Origin of the sequence: Allobosea sp. CER48 (assembly GCF_044752385.1) — a bacterium.
Taxonomy (GTDB): domain Bacteria; phylum Pseudomonadota; class Alphaproteobacteria; order Rhizobiales; family Beijerinckiaceae; genus Allobosea.
Window position 1 is genome coordinate 1 of sequence record NZ_JBIWYK010000023.1, and the last position, 15,145, is coordinate 15,145.

The following is a 15,145-nucleotide window of genomic DNA, read 5'->3' on the forward strand; positions in this document are numbered from 1 at the left end:
GTCCGGCGAAGCAGGCTTGAGCGGGAGGCTGCCATCGGCCACGACCACGATCATTCCCACGACCATCCGCACGATCACGGCCACGACGGCGAGCCGCGCTGGAAGCATGACGGCGTGCGCGTGATCTCCGGCGACAAGCTCGACCCAAACACGGCGCAGACGCCGGGCATGTTCCGGCAGGCGGCGATCAACCATGCCCGCGTCGGTGCCCAGAAGATCTGGGCCGGCACGGTCGCGATCGAGCCGAACGCCAAGACGGGAGTGCACCATCACGGCGAGCTCGAAAGCGTGATCTACGTGGTGAGCGGCAAGGCCCGGATGCGCTGGGGCGAGCGGCTCGAATTTGTCGCGGAGGCCGGACCGGGCGACTTCATCTACGTGCCGCCCTTCGTGCCGCACCAGGAGATCAACGCCGATCCGGACAACCCGCTGCAATGCGTGCTGGTGCGCTCGGACAACGAGGCGGTGGTGGTCAACATCACCGACGTCGATCCGGTCGAGAAGCCGGAAGAGGTCTACTGGGTCGACCCGATCCACAAGCACCCGCACGGGTGAGCGGGATAGGCCGAAGCACTCGCGTCATGCTCGGGATTGCCCCGAGCATTTCGTGCCGGAATGGCGCCCGGACCCATCCTGCTCGGGAATTCCGGGTCTCCGCCTCGCTCCGCCCGGGGATGACGGCGGTTTGCCTCACCCCGTCTCGAAATCGCCCGGCTGAGGCGGGGCGATGGGGGTGAAGAGCGTGCGATCAGGCTTGATGTCGAGCAGCGGCGTCTCGTCGAGGCAGTCGAGCCCGCGCACCAGCAGCACCCGCCCCTCCCGCGCGACCAGCGTGGCGATCGAGGTGCCGATCGGATTGGGCCGGACCGGCGTGCGCAAGGCGAAGGTGCCGTGCGTTTCGCCGTTGTTGGCCGGGCTCTGGCGGACGAGGTCGCGGCGCGACTGGTGCAGCCAGTAGAGCACCTCCAGCCGCTCGAAGCGCTCGATGCCCTCGAGCGCCTCGTCCCAGGGCGGAAACAGCTCGATGCGGCAGACCGGACCGTCCGCCCTGCCCTGGCGCGGACAGACGAGCCGCGAGGTCCAGGGCGTGCGAATCGTACCGATGAAGACGAGGCCGGCATCGGTCGCCTGCGGCGGCGCGACGGCAACCTCCTTCTCGCGGATTTCGTTCTCGCGGACCATGCCGTCGGGACTCTTCAGTCGATCGCGATCATCACGTCGGAAGCCTTGACCACGGCATAGGCATCCTTGCCGACGGCAAGCCCGAGGTCGTCGACCGCCGCATTCGTGATCGAGGACGTCACGATCGCGCCGCCGATATCGATGCGGACATGGGCGGTCGTCGCGCCCTTGGTGATCTCGATGATCCTGCCCTTGAGCTGGTTGCGCGCGCTGATCTTCATGGCTCGTCCTCTCCTTGCGGCAATCCGATCGCTGCGGCTCCTTGACTTGGCTCCGGGCGCGCTGCAACCATCGTTATATCCACCGATATACAACGATAAATTCGAGCGAGGAACAGCATGTTGAAGCGTCGCACCCTGCTGGGCATGGGCCTGGCCCTTGCCGTGAGCTTCGCCCCGGCGTTCAACGCCGCGCAGGCGCAGACGAAGGACCTCGTGATCTTCGCCGCCGCCAGCATGAAGAACGCGCTGGACGAGGCAGCCGTGAACTGGGTCAAGGAGAGCGGCAAGCCTGCGCCGAAGATCTCCTATGCCGCCAGCAACACGCTGGCGAAGCAGCTCGAGAACGGCGCCCCGGCCGATCTCTTCGTCTCGGCCGATCTCGACTGGATGGACTATGCGGCGAACAAGGGCCTGATCAGGCCGGATACCCGCGTCAGCCTCCTCGCCAACCGCATCGTGCTGGTCGCCGGAAAGGATTCGACCGCCAAGCTCGATTTGAAGCCCGGCGTCGATGTCGCGGGCGCCGTCGGTGCCGGCCGCCTTGCGATGGGCAATGTCGATTCCGTCCCGGCCGGCAAATACGGCAAGGCGGCGCTGGAGAAGCTCGGCGCCTGGGACAAGGTGAAGGACAAGATCGCGCAGGCCGACAATGTCCGCGCCGCGCTGCTGCTGGTCTCGCGCGGCGAGGCCCCGCTCGGCATCGTCTACGCGACCGACGCCGCCGCCGATCCGCAGGTCAAGGTGGTCGCGACCTTCCCCGAGGATTCGCACCCGCCGATCGTCTATCCGGTCGCCGTGACCAAGGATTCAAGCAATCCTGACGCGCAGGCCTTCCTGACCTATCTGCGCAGCCCCGCCGCCAAGCCCGTGTTCGAGAAGCAGGGCTTCACGGTGCTCAACAAGGCTGCCTCATCTTCGTGACCGACTGGCTTTCGCCTGAAGAATGGACGGCGGTGAGGCTCAGCCTCATCGTCGCGACGACCGCCATGCTCGCGAGCCTCCCGCTGGGGCTCGCGGTTGGCTTGCTGCTGGCGCGCGGGCGCTTCTGGGGCAAGTCCCTGCTCGACGCCATCGTCCATATGCCGCTGATACTGCCACCGGTGGTGACGGGCTATCTGCTGCTGGTCGGCTTCGGCCGGCGCGGGCCGATCGGGCAGTTCCTCTATGACTGGTTCGGGATCGTGCTGTCCTTCCGCTGGACCGGTGCCGCACTCGCCTGCGCAGTGATGGGCTTCCCGCTGATGGTCCGCGCCATCCGCCTCTCGATCGAGGCAGTCGACCGCAAGCTCGAATCCGCAGCCGGCACATTGGGTGCCAGCCCGATCTGGGTGTTCCTCGTCGTCACGCTGCCGCTCTGCCTGCCCGGCATCATAGCCGGGATGATCCTCTGCTTCGCCAAGGCGATGGGCGAGTTCGGCGCGACGATCACCTTCGTCTCAAACATCCCCGGCGAGACGCAGACCCTGCCCTCGGCGATCTACACCTTCACCCAGGTTCCTGGCGGCGACGCCGGCGCGCTGAGGCTCACGCTGATCTCGATCGCGATTTCGGTCGCCGCGCTCTTCCTCTCCGAGCTGATGGCGCGCATCGTCGGCCGGCGGATCAACGTCGAATGAAGCCGACCCTCGATATCGCGGTCCGTCACCAGCTCGGCGACTTCATCCTCGATGCATCCTTTACGTCCGACGGGCGCCTGACGGCGCTGTTCGGCAGCTCCGGCTCGGGCAAGACCTCGCTGGTCAACGTCATCGGCGGGCTGATCCGCCCCGATTCCGGCCATGTCCGCGTCGATGGCGAGACGCTGGTCGATACCGAGCGCGGCATCTACCTGGCCAAGCATCGCCGGCGCATCGGCTATGTCTTCCAGGAGGCACGGCTCTTTCCGCACCTCACCGTGCGGCAGAACCTGCTCTTCGGGCACTGGTTCGTCCCGCGCTCCCAGCGAAAGCCGGCCGAGCTCGACAAGGTGCTGGAACTCCTCGGCATCGGCCACCTGCTGCGGCGCCGGCCGGGCGCCTTGTCCGGCGGTGAGAAGCAGCGCGTCGCCATCGGCCGGGCCCTGCTGGCGCAGCCGCGCCTCCTGCTGATGGACGAGCCGCTGGCGGCGCTCGACGAAGCCCGCAAGGCCGAGATCCTGCCGCATATCGAGCGCCTGCGCGACGAAGTCGGCATTCCCATCGTCTATGTCTCGCATGCGCTGGCCGAGGTCGCGCGTCTCGCCACCACCGTCGCGATCGTCGAGAACGGGCGCGTCGCGGCTTGCGGGCCGACTGCCGAGCTGCTCGCGCGTCCCGATCTGGCCGCCCGCCCGGGGGCTCCCGAGGCCAGCGCACTGCTCGCGGCCGAGGTGACCGGCTTCGACGAGGCCTTCGGGCTGGCCCAGCTTTCGACACCGGCCGGGCCGCTGACGATCGCGCGCGGCTCGCTCCGTCAGGGCCAGAAGATCAGGATCCGCATCCTCGCCAGCGACGTCGTGCTCAGCCTCGGCCATCCGACGGAGATCAGCGCGCTCAACGTCCTGTCCTGTGTCGTCATCGAAGCCGGCGAGCGCAGCGGCGTGGGCGGCAGCACCGTGCATCTGCTTCTCGCCTGCGGCGAAGCCAAGCTGGCAGCTCGCTTGACCGCGAAATCGGTCGCCGCGCTTGGCCTCGGCCCGGGCAAGCGCGTCCACGCGGTGATCAAGAGCGTCTCGGTCGAGATGCCTTGATCTGTCTAAATCCTCATCCTCCAGCAGGCGTGAAGGGCGGGGAACCCCTCTCCCGGATGGGAGGGGTCGGGGGTGAGGGAGTGCCGCCAGCCACGAGAGCGAGCCATCGCTGCAGTTTTGCCACGGCTACAGTGTCCAAGGGCCTACACCTCACCCCTTCCCCTCTCCTTACAGGAGAGGGGTTCGCGTCGTGGCTCCAGCGCACACCGGACCACGAACTGGCCGCCGGCGCGGCCGCCCGATCGCTCCGCAAAAAACGCATGCAACCGACCTTGACCTTCCCACAATGGGAAACCTTATATCGCTCGTCATCACCATGAAGGAGACGGCGATGACGGTCATCGACAGGGGCAGGAACGAACTCGAAACGCTCGACCTGGGCGTCGAGGGCATGACCTGCGCGAGCTGCGTCGCTCATGTCGAGCGCGCCATCAAGGCCGTTCCCGGCGTCAATGCAGTCGCGGTCAATCTCGCGGCCGAACGCGCCCATATCACCTTTGCCAGGGCTGGAACCGACCTCCGGCAGATCGAGGCGGCGATCCGGCAGACCGGCTATGTTCCGGTCGAGACGAAGATCGACCTTGCCGTATCGGGGATGACTTGCGCCTCCTGCGTCGGCCATGTCGAGAAGGCCCTGCGCGCTGTGCCGGGCGTCGTCGAGGCCAGCGTTAATCTTGCGACCGAGCGCGCCAGCGTGAAGACGCTGGCCGACGGCGGCATCACCGCCGCTCTCGTGAAGGCCGTGGCGGGCGCCGGCTACGAGGCGAGCCCGGTCGTCGCGGCCGATGGCGACGCCGCCACGCGCCAGCAGGCCGCGAAGGACGAGGAGCAGGGCAGGCTGCTGCGCTCCGTCATCCTTGCCGGGCTGCTGACGCTGCCGCTGCTCGTCGTCGAGATGGGCAGCCACATGGTCCCTGCCCTGCACCACTGGTTCGCCGGCAGCTTCGGCGAGTGGAACGTGCGCGTCTTCTCCTTCGTGCTCGCGACCGTCGTGCAGTTCGGGCCGGGCCTCGTCTTCCTGCGCAAGGGGGTTCCGGCCTTGCTGCGTGGCGCGCCCGACATGAACTCTCTGGTCATGCTCGGCACCGGTGCCGCGTATCTCTATTCGACGGCAGCGACCTTCCTGCCGCATTGGCTGCCGGCGGGCACGGAAGGCACGTATTTCGAATCCGGCGCGGTGATCGTGACGCTCATCCTGTTGGGCCGCTGGTTCGAGGCCCGCGCCAAGGGCCGTACGGGCGCCGCCATCCGCAGCCTGATCGCGCTCCAGCCCAAGACCGCCCGCGTGCTGCGCGACGGCGCCGAGAGCGATGTGCCCGTCGACAGCGTCCGCCCCGGCGACATCGTCATCCTCAGGCCGGGCGAGCGCATTCCAGTCGATGGCGAGGTCAGGGACGGCACCTCCTACGTCGATGAATCGATGATCACCGGCGAGCCCGCACCTGTCCGCAAGGAAGCCGGCAGCACCGTCACCGGCGGCACGGTCAACGGTTCGGGCGCGCTGCGTTTCACCGCGCGGAAGGTCGGCTCGGACACGCTGCTCGCCCAGATCGTACGGACGGTTCAGGCCGCGCAGGGCGCCAAGCTGCCGATCCAGGCGCTGGTCGACCGCGTCACGCTCTGGTTCGTCCCGGTCGTGATCGCGCTGGCGCTGATCACCTTCGCCGTCTGGCTGACATTCGGCCCGAGCCCGGCCCTGTCGCATGCGCTGGTCAATGCCGTCGCATTGCTGATCATCGCCTGCCCCTGTGCCATGGGCCTGGCGACCCCGACCTCGATCATGGTCGGCACCGGCCGCGGCGCCGAGCTCGGCATCCTGTTCCGGCAGGGCGACGCCTTGCAGGCGCTGAAGGACGTCCAGATCGTCGCGCTCGACAAGACCGGCACGCTGACCAAGGGCAAGCCGGAGCTCACCGACATCGAGCCGGCGAGTGGCTTCGGTGCTGACGATGTGCTGCGCCTGGTCGCCGCGGCCGAGAACCGCTCGGAGCATCCGCTGGCGCAGGCGCTGGTCGCGGCCGCCAAGACGCGTGGGCTCGTACTCGCCGAGCCGGCCGATTTCACCAGCGACCCCGGCCGCGGCGTCACCGCGACGGTCGAGGGCCGCAAGGTCGCGATCGGCGGTCACCGCCTGATGGAAGAGGCGAAGCTCGACCTCGCCCCCTTCGCCGCCCGCGCCAGGGCGCTGGCCGAAGCCGGCAAGACCCCGCTCTATGCCGCGATCGACGGCAGGGTCGCCGCCGTCATCGCCGTCGCCGACGCGGTGAAGGAAACCACGCCCGCCGCCATCGCCGCGTTGCACAAGCTCGGTCTCAAGGTCGCGATGGTGACCGGCGACGACCATCGCACGGCGCAGGCCGTGGCGCGTGGACTGGGCATCGACGAGGTCTGGGCCGAGGTCCTGCCGACGGACAAGGCCGAGGTGGTCAAGCGCCTGCAGCAGCGCGGCGCCAGGGTCGCCTTCGTCGGCGACGGCATCAACGATGCGCCCGCGCTGGCCCAGGCCGATGTCGGCATCGCCATCGGTACCGGCACGGATATCGCGATCGAAAGCGCCGATGTCGTGCTCATGTCGGGCGACGTGATGGGCGTGCCCCGCGCGATAGCGCTGTCGCAGGCGGTGATCTCCAATATCCGCCAGAATCTGGCCTGGGCCTTCGGCTACAACGCCCTGCTGATCCCGGTCGCGGCCGGAGTGCTCTATCCGGCATTCGGCATCCTGCTCTCGCCGGTCTTCGCCGGGCTCGCGATGGCGCTATCGAGCGTGAGCGTCGTCACCAACGCCCTGCGGCTGAAGCGTTTCCGCATCCCGGCCTCGCATGACGGCGCCGGACAGGAGGTCTGAGATGAACATCGGTGAAGCGGCGACCCGCTCCGGCGTCAGCGCCAAGATGATCCGCTATTACGAGAGCATCGGCCTGATCACCGCGCCGGCCCGCACGGCGGCGCAGTACCGGGTCTATGCGGATGACGACGTGCATACGCTGCGCTTCGTGCGCCGGTCCCGCGACCTCGGTTTCTCGCTGGACGAGACCCGCGAATTGCTGACGCTGTGGCGCGACAAGAGCCGCGCCAGCGCCGATGTGAAGCGCCTCGCCATGGCCCATGTGCGCGAGCTCGAGGAAAAGGCCGCCGAGCTCAAGGCGATGGCCGACACGCTGCGGCATCTGGCGACGCATTGCCATGGCGACCACCGGCCGGATTGCCCGATTCTGGCGGACTTCGCAGCTACCACGCCGACGCAAGGCAGAGCCTGAGACGCTGTTCCGCCATGCGCTGAATGTCTGGACGCGGCCGTGCGGGATTGCTCATATGCCGCTGCCCAAAAGAGGCGGATCCGGTCAGGCCGATGCGACCTGCCCGGCGAATCCGTTTCTCAACAAATGACAGAGAGCCCGCACCCGTTTGGCACGGGCTCTAGGCGGAACGACAATGGACAATCGAAACGATCTCTGGCGGCATGTCGATGCGAACAAGGAGCGCCTGATCGCGCTTTCCGACCGGGTCTGGGGCATGCCGGAGGTGTGCTACACCGAGAAGCGCTCGGTCGCCGAGCATATCGCCGAACTGAAGCACCAGGGCTTCAAGATCACCGAGAACGTCGCGGACATCCCGACCGCCGTGATCGGCGAGGCGGGTGAAGGCGGCCCGGTCATCGCCTTCCTCGGCGAGTACGACGCGCTGCCCGGCCTCTCGCAGGAGGCCGGCGCCTCCGAGCACAAGGAGATCGAGGCCGGCGGCCATGGCCATGGCTGCGGCCACAACCTGCTGGGTTCGGCCGCGATGCTCGCCGCCGTCGCGATGAAGGACTGGCTCGCCGAGAACAAGATCCCCGGCCGCGTGCGCTACTATGGCTGCCCGGCAGAGGAAGGAGGCGCCGCCAAGGCCTTCATGGTCCGCGCCGGCGCCTTCGACGACGCCGATGTCGCGATCTCGTGGCACCCTTCGAGCTTCTGGGAGGTCGCTCCCGCGCTGGCGCTCGCCAACACCCGGGCCGATTTCGTCTTCACCGGCCGCGCCTCGCACGCTGCCGCGGCGCCGCATCTCGGCCGTTCGGCGCTCGATGCCGTTGAGCTGATGAATGTCGGCGTCAACTACATGCGCGAGCACATGCCCTCCGACGCCCGCGTCCATTACGCGCTGCTCGACACCGGCGGCATCGCGCCGAACGTCGTCCAGGCCCATGCCCGCGTCCGCTACTCCATCCGCGCGCGTGACCTGCGCGGCATGCTGGAGCTCGTCCAGCGCGTGAAGAAGATCGCCGAAGGCGCGGCGTTGATGACGGAAACCAAGATGGAGATGCGCATCGTCAGCGCCGTCTCCGATCTCGTCGCCAACGCCCCGCTCGAAGAGGCCATGCACAAGGTGATGGGCGAACTCGGCGCGCCGCATTTCGACGATGCCGACAAGGCCTATGCAGAGAAGATCCGGGCCACGCTCTCCCCGCAGGAGATCGCCTCGATCTGGCGCACCATCGGCATGCCGGACACCGGCGCACCGCTCGCCGACTTCCTGGTGCCACGCGATGCCAAGCGCAACCCGGCGATCGGCTCGACCGATATCGGCGACGTCAGCTGGGCGGTGCCGACCGTGCAGGCCCATGCGCCGACGGTCGCGATGGGCACGCCGTTCCACACCTGGCAGGTCGTGGCGCAGGGCAAGTCCCCTGCCGCGCACAAGGCGATGGTCCATGTCGCCAAGGCGATGGCCGCGACCGGCGCCGCCGTGCTGAGCGATCCCGCCCTGATGGAAGCCGCCAAGGCCGACCACAAGGCCCGCCTCGGCAAGGAAGGCTACACCTCGCCGCTGCCGCCCGAGGTGAAGCCGCCGCTGATGATGTCGCTGGGCTGATCTGCCCGACGCCATTTCGGGGATTGCTCGGCAACGAGGCCCTGAACGATGCTCTTGCCGTGATGGTCGGGCTTGTCCCGACCATCTGCGTCTTTCGCTTGCCGCAGGTCGCGTTCGAGACGGGGATGCTCGTCACGAGGGCGAGCATCCCCGCGGTGGCGGCGTTGCCTTGCCGATTGAACGAACACATATGATCCGGGAGAATGGGGCTCTGCCGCCAACGGGCAGAATCGCCACCCGGAGCCAGCATGGATCGCGCAGAGGAATCGGAAGACGGGCTCGGCCGGCATCACCGCACGGCCAGCGGCCAGGCCGATTCCGCTGTTCCCGAGCCGGTCGATCTCGCAGGCTACGTGCTGGACGAGCAGTTCGGCTTCCTGCTGCGGCAGATGCAGCAGCGCTATGTCGCGATGTTCCTGGAGATGATGGGCGAGGACGGCCCGACGCCGCCGCAATTCGCGGTGCTATGCCGACTCGCCGTCGATGGGCGGATTTCCCAGAACCAGCTCGGCCGGATGACGGCGATGGACCCGGCCACGATCCGGGGCGTGGTGACACGGCTGGCCGAGCGCGGGCTGGTCGAGCGCCTGCACGACCCCGATGACAAGCGCCGCGTGCTGGTGCAGCTCGGCCAGCGTGGCCGCGATTTGCTGCCGGAGTATATTGTCCGCGCCAAGGCGATCACCGTCGCGGCGCTCGATCCGATGAGTGAGCGGGAGGTCGAGCCGCTACTCGACGTGATGCGGCGCCTGCTTTCGGGCTTCAGACCGCCAGATACTGGCTCCGCGCCGCCTCGTCGGCCTTGAGCGCCATCATCGTATCGTCGAAACGGATCAGCCCCTTTTCGATGATCACGGCCCGGTCCGCGATGCTGCCGGCGAAATGCAGGTTCTGTTCGGAGAGCAGCACGGACAGCCCCTCGCCCTTCAGCACCCGGATGGTCTGCGCCATCGCCTCGACGATGACCGGCGCCAGCCCTTCCGAGGGCTCGTCGAGCAGCAGCAGGCGCGGATTGCCCATAAGCGTGCGGGCGATGGTCAGCATCTGCTGCTCGCCGCCGGACATGGCGCCGCCCGGCCGGTCACGCATACGGCCGAGATTGGGGAAGAGTTCGAAGAGGCGCTCCGGCGTCCAGTGCGGCGCGCCCGCTCGGGGCGGCTGGCGGCCAACCTCGAGATTCTCCATCACGGTCAGCTCGGAAAAGACGCGGCGGTCCTCCGGCACATAGCCGATGCCGAGCCGCGCGATCGCGAAGGGCTCGCGGCCGGCGATCTCCCTGCCCTCGAAGTGGATCGAGCCCTGCGGCTGCGGCACAAGCCCCATCACCGTCTTCATCGTCGTGGACTTGCCGGCGCCGTTTCGGCCCATCAGCGCGACGACCTCGCCATGACCGACCGAAAAGCCCACGCCATGCAGGATCTTGGCGCGGCCATACCAGGCCTCGACGCCGGAGAGTTCGAGGAGCGCCGCCATCAATGCCCTCCCGAGGTCGCGCCGGAGCCGAGATAGACCGCGCGGACCTGCGGGTCATTGCGGACCTGGGCGCTGGTGCCCGATGCGATCAGGCGGCCCCGGTCGAGCACCAGTACGCGGTCGGCATGGGCGAAGACGACGTCCATGTCGTGCTCGGTGAAGAGCACCGCGATGCCGCGCTCCCGGGCAATGCGGGCCGTCAGCGCCATCAGGGCGATTCGCTCCTGCGGCGCCATGCCGGCGGTGGGCTCGTCCATCAACAGGAGCTTCGGCGCATTGGCGAGCGCGACCGCAAGCTCGACCCGCTTCAGGTCGCCATAGGCGAGCACGCCGCAGGCTCGCTCCGCCTGCGCGCGCATGCCGACCTGATCGAGCAGCGCGTCGGCGGCATCCCGGTGGCGTCCATCGGCGCGGCCGAACAGGCGCCAGCTCTCGCCCGCATGCGAGATCAGCGCCATCTGGACGTTCTCGCGCACGGTCATCGAGGCGAAGGTGGCGGTGATCTGGAAGGTGCGCCCGACGCCAAGGCGCCAGATGTCGCGCGGTTCGAGCCCGGTGATAGGCCTGCGCTGCAGCAGCACTTCGCCGCGATCGGGCTTGAGCTGCCCGTTCAGCATGTTGAAGCAGGTCGTCTTGCCGGCGCCATTGGGGCCGATCAGCGCGACCAGAGTCCCGGCCTCGACCGAAAAGGACACGCCGTCCACCGCCTTCACGCCGCCGAAGGACCGGGCGAGGTCGCGGGCTTCGAGCACGGCGGGCACAGGCGCGCTCATGCCGGTGCCGCCGCAAGCGCTGCGCTTTCGCGCCGGGCGCGCCAGAATAGCCAGGTGCCGACGAGGCCGCGCGGGAACAGCACGACCAGCAACACGATCGACAAGCCCAGCACGAAGCGCCAGTAGGCGGTCAGCTTCATCAATTGCTCGTTCAGGCCCATATAGGCGAAGGCGCCGACGACCGGCCCGGCGACCGTCTGCACGCCGCCGAGCAGCACCATCAGCAGCGCATCGACCGAGCGCGGGATCGCCAGATAGGTCGGAAAGACCGAACCCTTCGAGAAGGCGAAGAGACCGCCGGCGATGCCGGCCGCGACGGCCGCGATGACGAAGGCTGCCCACTGCAGGCGCCCGACATCGAGCCCGATCGCCTCCGCCCGCAGCGGGCTGTCGCGCCCGGCGCGCAAGGCGTAGCCGAAGGGCGCGAAGATGATGACGCGCAGCACCACGATCGCCAGCACGGCGATGGCGAGCGTGAGATAGTAGAACATCGTCTTGGACACCGCCCAGGCCGAGGGCCAGACGCCGAGAATGCCGTTATCGCCGCCGGTGAGGTCGACCCATTGGAAGGCCGTCGCCCAGGCGATCTGCGCGAAGGCCAGCGTCAGCATGGCCAGATAGACGCCCGAGAGCCGCACGCAGAACCAGCCGAAGATCGCCCCCGCGATGCCGGCCATGAGCGGTGCCGCCACCAATGCCGGCTCCATCGAGGCGCCCAGCCATTTCACCGCCAGCGCGGCGCCATAGGCGCCGAGACCGAAATAGGCGGCATGGCCGAAGGAGGTGATGCCGCCCGGCCCCATCAACAGGTGCAGCGAGGCGGCGAAGACCGCGAAGATGACGAGGTCGGTCAGCGTCAGGACGAGATGGTCCGGCACGACGAGCGGCGCCAAGGCCAGCAAAGCCAGCGCCGCGCCCCCGAAGACCTTGGCGGCGCCGTCGGCCGGGCGCAGCAGGAAGAGCTGGCCGGCATGGCCGCGCGGCTCGACGCCGGCCTTGCCGAGCAGGCCATGCGGCCGGACGATCAGCACTGCCGCCATCACGAGGAAGACGAGCACCAGCGTGATCTTGGGCAGGATCAGGATGCCGAAGGCGTGAAGCACGCCGATCAGCACGGCCGCCAGATAGGCCCCCGTCACGCTGCCGAGCCCGCCGACCACGACGACCACGAAGGCCTCGGCGATCATCGACAGGTCCATGTGGAGGTTGATCGCCTCGCGCGGCAGCTGAAGCGCGCCGCCCAATCCCGCCAGCGCCGCTCCGAAGGCGAAGACCGATGTGAAAAGCAGGCGCTGGTTGACGCCGAGCGCGCCGACCATCTCCCGGTCCTGCGTCGCCGCCCGGATCAGCACGCCCCAGCGCGTGCGGTGGAACAGCAGCCAGATCAGGCCGAGCACGACGGGGCCGACCGCGATCAGGAAGAGCTCGTAGCTCGGGAAGCGGTTGTCGAACAGGATGACGAAGCTGCGGAAGCCCGGCGCGCGCGGGCCGAGCCTGTCCTCGGGCCCCCAGGTCGCGAGCGCGATGTCCTGCACCATCAGCACGACGCCGAAGGTCGCGAGCAGCTGGAACAGCTCCGGCGCCTGATAGATCCGCCTGAGGATCAGGACCTCGATCAGCACGCCGGCGAGGCCGGTGAGCAAGGCGGCGAGGATGAGGCCTCCCCAGAAGCCGAGCGGATCGGCCGGACCGAACCAGGTCACCAGCGTGAAGGCCAGATAGCCGCCCAGCATGTAGAGCGAGCCATGGGCGAAGTTCACGATGCGCGTGACGCCGAAGATGATCGACAACCCGCACGCAACCAGGAACAGCGACGACGCCGAAGCCAGGCCGTTCAGGGTCTGGGTGAGGACGAGATCAAGCATGCGGTCTCGGGGCAGGTGCGATGAGCGTCGCGGGCAGTCAGAGGATATCGAGATTCGGCGTCGGCCGCCTGTGGAGCCTCGCGATCATCCCGAGGCTTCGCGCCCGCCAAGAGGGGGGATCATGCGCACGACAGTGCTTTGGTTCCGTCATGCTCGCTCTTGTGGGGAGCATCCACGTCTTGAACATCGCCTTCGACAAGCGAAGACATGGATGGTCGGGACAAGCCCGACCATGACGGCAATGTCGTATTCATGGGTTCCGGGGCATCGCCCCAGGGCGCCGCCCCGGAATGACGGCGTGGTGCTCTCACCCTATGGCTGGCCGCAGTTTGCGGACCTCGTCATCGCTCGGCAGGTATTTGGCACCGTCGCGGTAGCTCCAGTCGACCATCACGCCCTTGCCGTTCCGGAGCGCGCTCTTGCCGACATAGGCGCCCAGCGTCGACTGATGGTCGATCTTTCGGAACTCGATCGGGCCGAAGGCCGAGCCGAATTTCAGCCCCTCGAATGCGTCCACCAACTTCTCGTTGTCGGTGGCACCGGCCTTCGCCAGTGCCGCGGCGATGGCCTGCACCGTCTCGTAGCCCACGACCGAACCGAGCCGCGGATAGTCGTTGTACTTCGCCTTGTAGGCGTCGCGGAACTTGACGTGCTCCGGCGTTTGCAGATCGGCGTGCGGATAGCCCGTGATGATCCAGCCTTCCGGGGTCTCGGCGCCGAGCGTGTCGAGATATTCCGGCTCGCCGGTCAGCATCGACACGACCTGGCGCCCCTCGAACAGGCCGCGCGTGTTGCCGGCGCGGACGAAATTGGCGAGGTCGACCGCGAAGGTGACATTGAAGATCGCTTCCGGCTTCGCCGCCTCAAGCGCCTGGACGGTGGCGCCAGCATCGATGCGGCCGAGCGCCGGGAACTGCTCGGCGACGAAGGTCACGTCGGGGCGCGCCTTCACCAGCAGTTCCTTGAACCACTTCACCGCCGACTGGCCGTATTCGTAGTTCGGCGCGACGATCGCCCATTTCTTCGCCGGGAGCTTCGCCGCTTCCTCGACCAGCATCGCGGCCTGCATGTAGGTCGAGGGCCGCAGACGGAAGGTGTAGCGGTTGCCCTTCGACCAGACGAGCGCGTCGGCCAGCGGCTCGGAAGCGACATACAGCCGCTTGTTCTGATTGGCGTAGTCGGCCAGCGCCAGCCCGACATTGGAGAGGAAGCCGCCGGCGATGATGTCGACCTTTTCCGCTGTCGCGAGATCGGCCGCATGGCGCACCGCGTCCTCGGGCTTGCCGGCGTCGTCGCGGAAGACCGTCTCCAGCTTGCGGCCGAGCACGCCGCCGGCGGCGTTGATCTGCTCCTGCGCCAGCTCCCACGCCTGGCGGTAGGGTTTCAGGAAGGCCGGCTGAGCGGTATAGCTGTTGATCTCGCCGATGCGGATCGGCCCCGCGCCCTGGGCGCGAACCAGGCCAGGAGCTCCGACGGCAGCGATGCCGGCGATGAAACTGCGACGATCGATCTGCATCAGGCTGTCCTCGCCCGCTTCGGCCGCGGTCCGCGCCGATACCACCTGCCGCCAGGAGCGGCAGGAGCGGAATTCATTTGTATGCATATGAAAAACGCCACCCACCGTTTGTCAACAGCATCTCGGCATTGCAGCAGAAGCAGGGCTGCCGAGAAACGCGGCGCCGGACAGATCAAAAATCAGTAAAGCATAATTATTTCAATGAATTGGGAGCCGATTAAAAATAAGTCAGCGATGCTGCCCTTTTCCTCTTGCGGGAGCGAGGTGACGCCCCTATCTAGTGGGCACCGCAGCAGAGATGCTGCGTCGCCCTCCTTGGGCGTTTCCTCCCTAGACTTGGGCTGCGCTTTCCGGCGTGGCCCTTTTTTCTTGTCGGGAGGGTGGCGCGCTCACCACCAGCCGCGGCCGTAATACCAGCCCGGCGGACGGTCGAATCGATCGAAGCTGGCGCGCCGATCGGCAGCGCGGTTGAGATCGAGCTGCAGCAGGCAATTCGCGAAGCCTTCGCTCGTGTTGCGGAAACCGAAGGAGCGGCAACGAGCCTCATCGGCCGCGCG

At 67.8% G+C, this 15,145-nt stretch carries 14 protein-coding genes; 8 read left to right on the forward strand and 6 right to left on the reverse strand.

Features of this window, described 5'->3' with window-relative positions; all coding sequences use genetic code 11:
- Positions 1-33 precede the first annotated feature (33 nt).
- Positions 34-555 carry a cupin domain-containing protein gene (locus tag ACIPIA_RS02040; protein ID WP_400506195.1) on the forward strand — a complete coding sequence of 174 codons (522 nt, stop codon included), beginning with the start codon at positions 34-36 and terminating at the stop codon, positions 553-555.
- Between the two features lie 135 nt (positions 556-690).
- Here ACIPIA_RS02040 and tsaA read toward each other — a convergent pair whose 3' ends face one another.
- Positions 691-1,182 carry a tRNA (N6-threonylcarbamoyladenosine(37)-N6)-methyltransferase TrmO gene (gene tsaA, locus ACIPIA_RS02045; protein ID WP_061967951.1) on the reverse strand — a complete coding sequence of 164 codons (492 nt, stop codon included), beginning with the start codon at positions 1,180-1,182 and terminating at the stop codon, positions 691-693.
- A gap of 14 nt (positions 1,183-1,196) precedes the next feature.
- Positions 1,197-1,403: a TOBE domain-containing protein gene (locus tag ACIPIA_RS02050; protein WP_400506175.1), complete on the reverse strand. Its 207-nt coding sequence runs from the start codon at positions 1,401-1,403 to the stop codon at positions 1,197-1,199.
- Between the two features lie 117 nt (positions 1,404-1,520).
- On the opposite strand from ACIPIA_RS02050, the gene modA reads away from it, so the two are divergent.
- From modA to ACIPIA_RS02085, 7 genes are all read left to right on the forward strand, one after another.
- The gene (gene modA, locus ACIPIA_RS02055; protein WP_400506177.1) at positions 1,521-2,324 is read left to right on the forward strand and encodes a molybdate ABC transporter substrate-binding protein; all 804 of its coding nucleotides are present in this window, start codon (positions 1,521-1,523) and stop codon (positions 2,322-2,324) included.
- Complete coding sequence (gene modB / locus ACIPIA_RS02060) at positions 2,315-3,019, forward strand: molybdate ABC transporter permease subunit (protein ID WP_400506197.1); 705 nt, start codon at positions 2,315-2,317, stop codon at positions 3,017-3,019. The genes modA and modB overlap by 10 nt, the downstream gene beginning before the upstream one ends.
- Entirely contained in the window at positions 3,016-4,110 is a 1,095-nt protein-coding gene (gene modC, locus ACIPIA_RS02065) for a molybdenum ABC transporter ATP-binding protein (RefSeq protein ID WP_400506179.1), read from the forward strand. The genes modB and modC overlap by 4 nt, the downstream gene beginning before the upstream one ends.
- Before the next feature lie 331 nt (positions 4,111-4,441).
- On the forward strand, positions 4,442-6,955 hold the full coding sequence (locus ACIPIA_RS02070) for a heavy metal translocating P-type ATPase (protein ID WP_400506181.1): 2,514 nt from the start codon (positions 4,442-4,444) through the stop codon (positions 6,953-6,955).
- Between the two features lies 1 nt (position 6,956).
- The gene (cueR, locus tag ACIPIA_RS02075) at positions 6,957-7,367 is read left to right on the forward strand and encodes a Cu(I)-responsive transcriptional regulator (protein ID WP_400506183.1); all 411 of its coding nucleotides are present in this window, start codon (positions 6,957-6,959) and stop codon (positions 7,365-7,367) included.
- A gap of 175 nt (positions 7,368-7,542) precedes the next feature.
- A complete protein-coding gene (locus ACIPIA_RS02080; protein WP_400506184.1) occupies positions 7,543-8,961 on the forward strand; it encodes a M20 family metallopeptidase in 1,419 nt (472 codons plus the stop codon).
- 248 nt (positions 8,962-9,209) lie between these two features.
- Positions 9,210-9,767 (forward strand): MarR family winged helix-turn-helix transcriptional regulator, encoded by a 558-nt coding sequence (locus tag ACIPIA_RS02085; RefSeq protein WP_400506186.1) that lies wholly within the window; start codon positions 9,210-9,212, stop codon positions 9,765-9,767.
- On the opposite strand, the gene ACIPIA_RS02090 is transcribed toward ACIPIA_RS02085, so the two are convergent.
- The 4 genes from ACIPIA_RS02090 to ACIPIA_RS02105 form a co-directional block, all read right to left on the reverse strand.
- Positions 9,724-10,434: an ABC transporter ATP-binding protein gene (locus ACIPIA_RS02090; RefSeq protein ID WP_400506188.1), complete on the reverse strand. Its 711-nt coding sequence runs from the start codon at positions 10,432-10,434 to the stop codon at positions 9,724-9,726. The genes ACIPIA_RS02085 and ACIPIA_RS02090 overlap by 44 nt on opposite strands.
- Positions 10,434-11,207 (reverse strand): ABC transporter ATP-binding protein, encoded by a 774-nt coding sequence (locus ACIPIA_RS02095; RefSeq protein WP_400506189.1) that lies wholly within the window; start codon positions 11,205-11,207, stop codon positions 10,434-10,436. Before ACIPIA_RS02095 ends, ACIPIA_RS02090 begins: the two co-directional genes overlap by 1 nt.
- Positions 11,204-13,072 (reverse strand): ABC transporter permease, encoded by a 1,869-nt coding sequence (locus ACIPIA_RS02100; protein WP_400506191.1) that lies wholly within the window; start codon positions 13,070-13,072, stop codon positions 11,204-11,206. Before ACIPIA_RS02100 ends, ACIPIA_RS02095 begins: the two co-directional genes overlap by 4 nt.
- Positions 13,073-13,379: 307 nt before the next feature.
- Positions 13,380-14,588 carry an ABC transporter substrate-binding protein gene (locus ACIPIA_RS02105; protein WP_400506193.1) on the reverse strand — a complete coding sequence of 403 codons (1,209 nt, stop codon included), beginning with the start codon at positions 14,586-14,588 and terminating at the stop codon, positions 13,380-13,382.
- Positions 14,589-15,145: the final 557 nt, after the last annotated feature.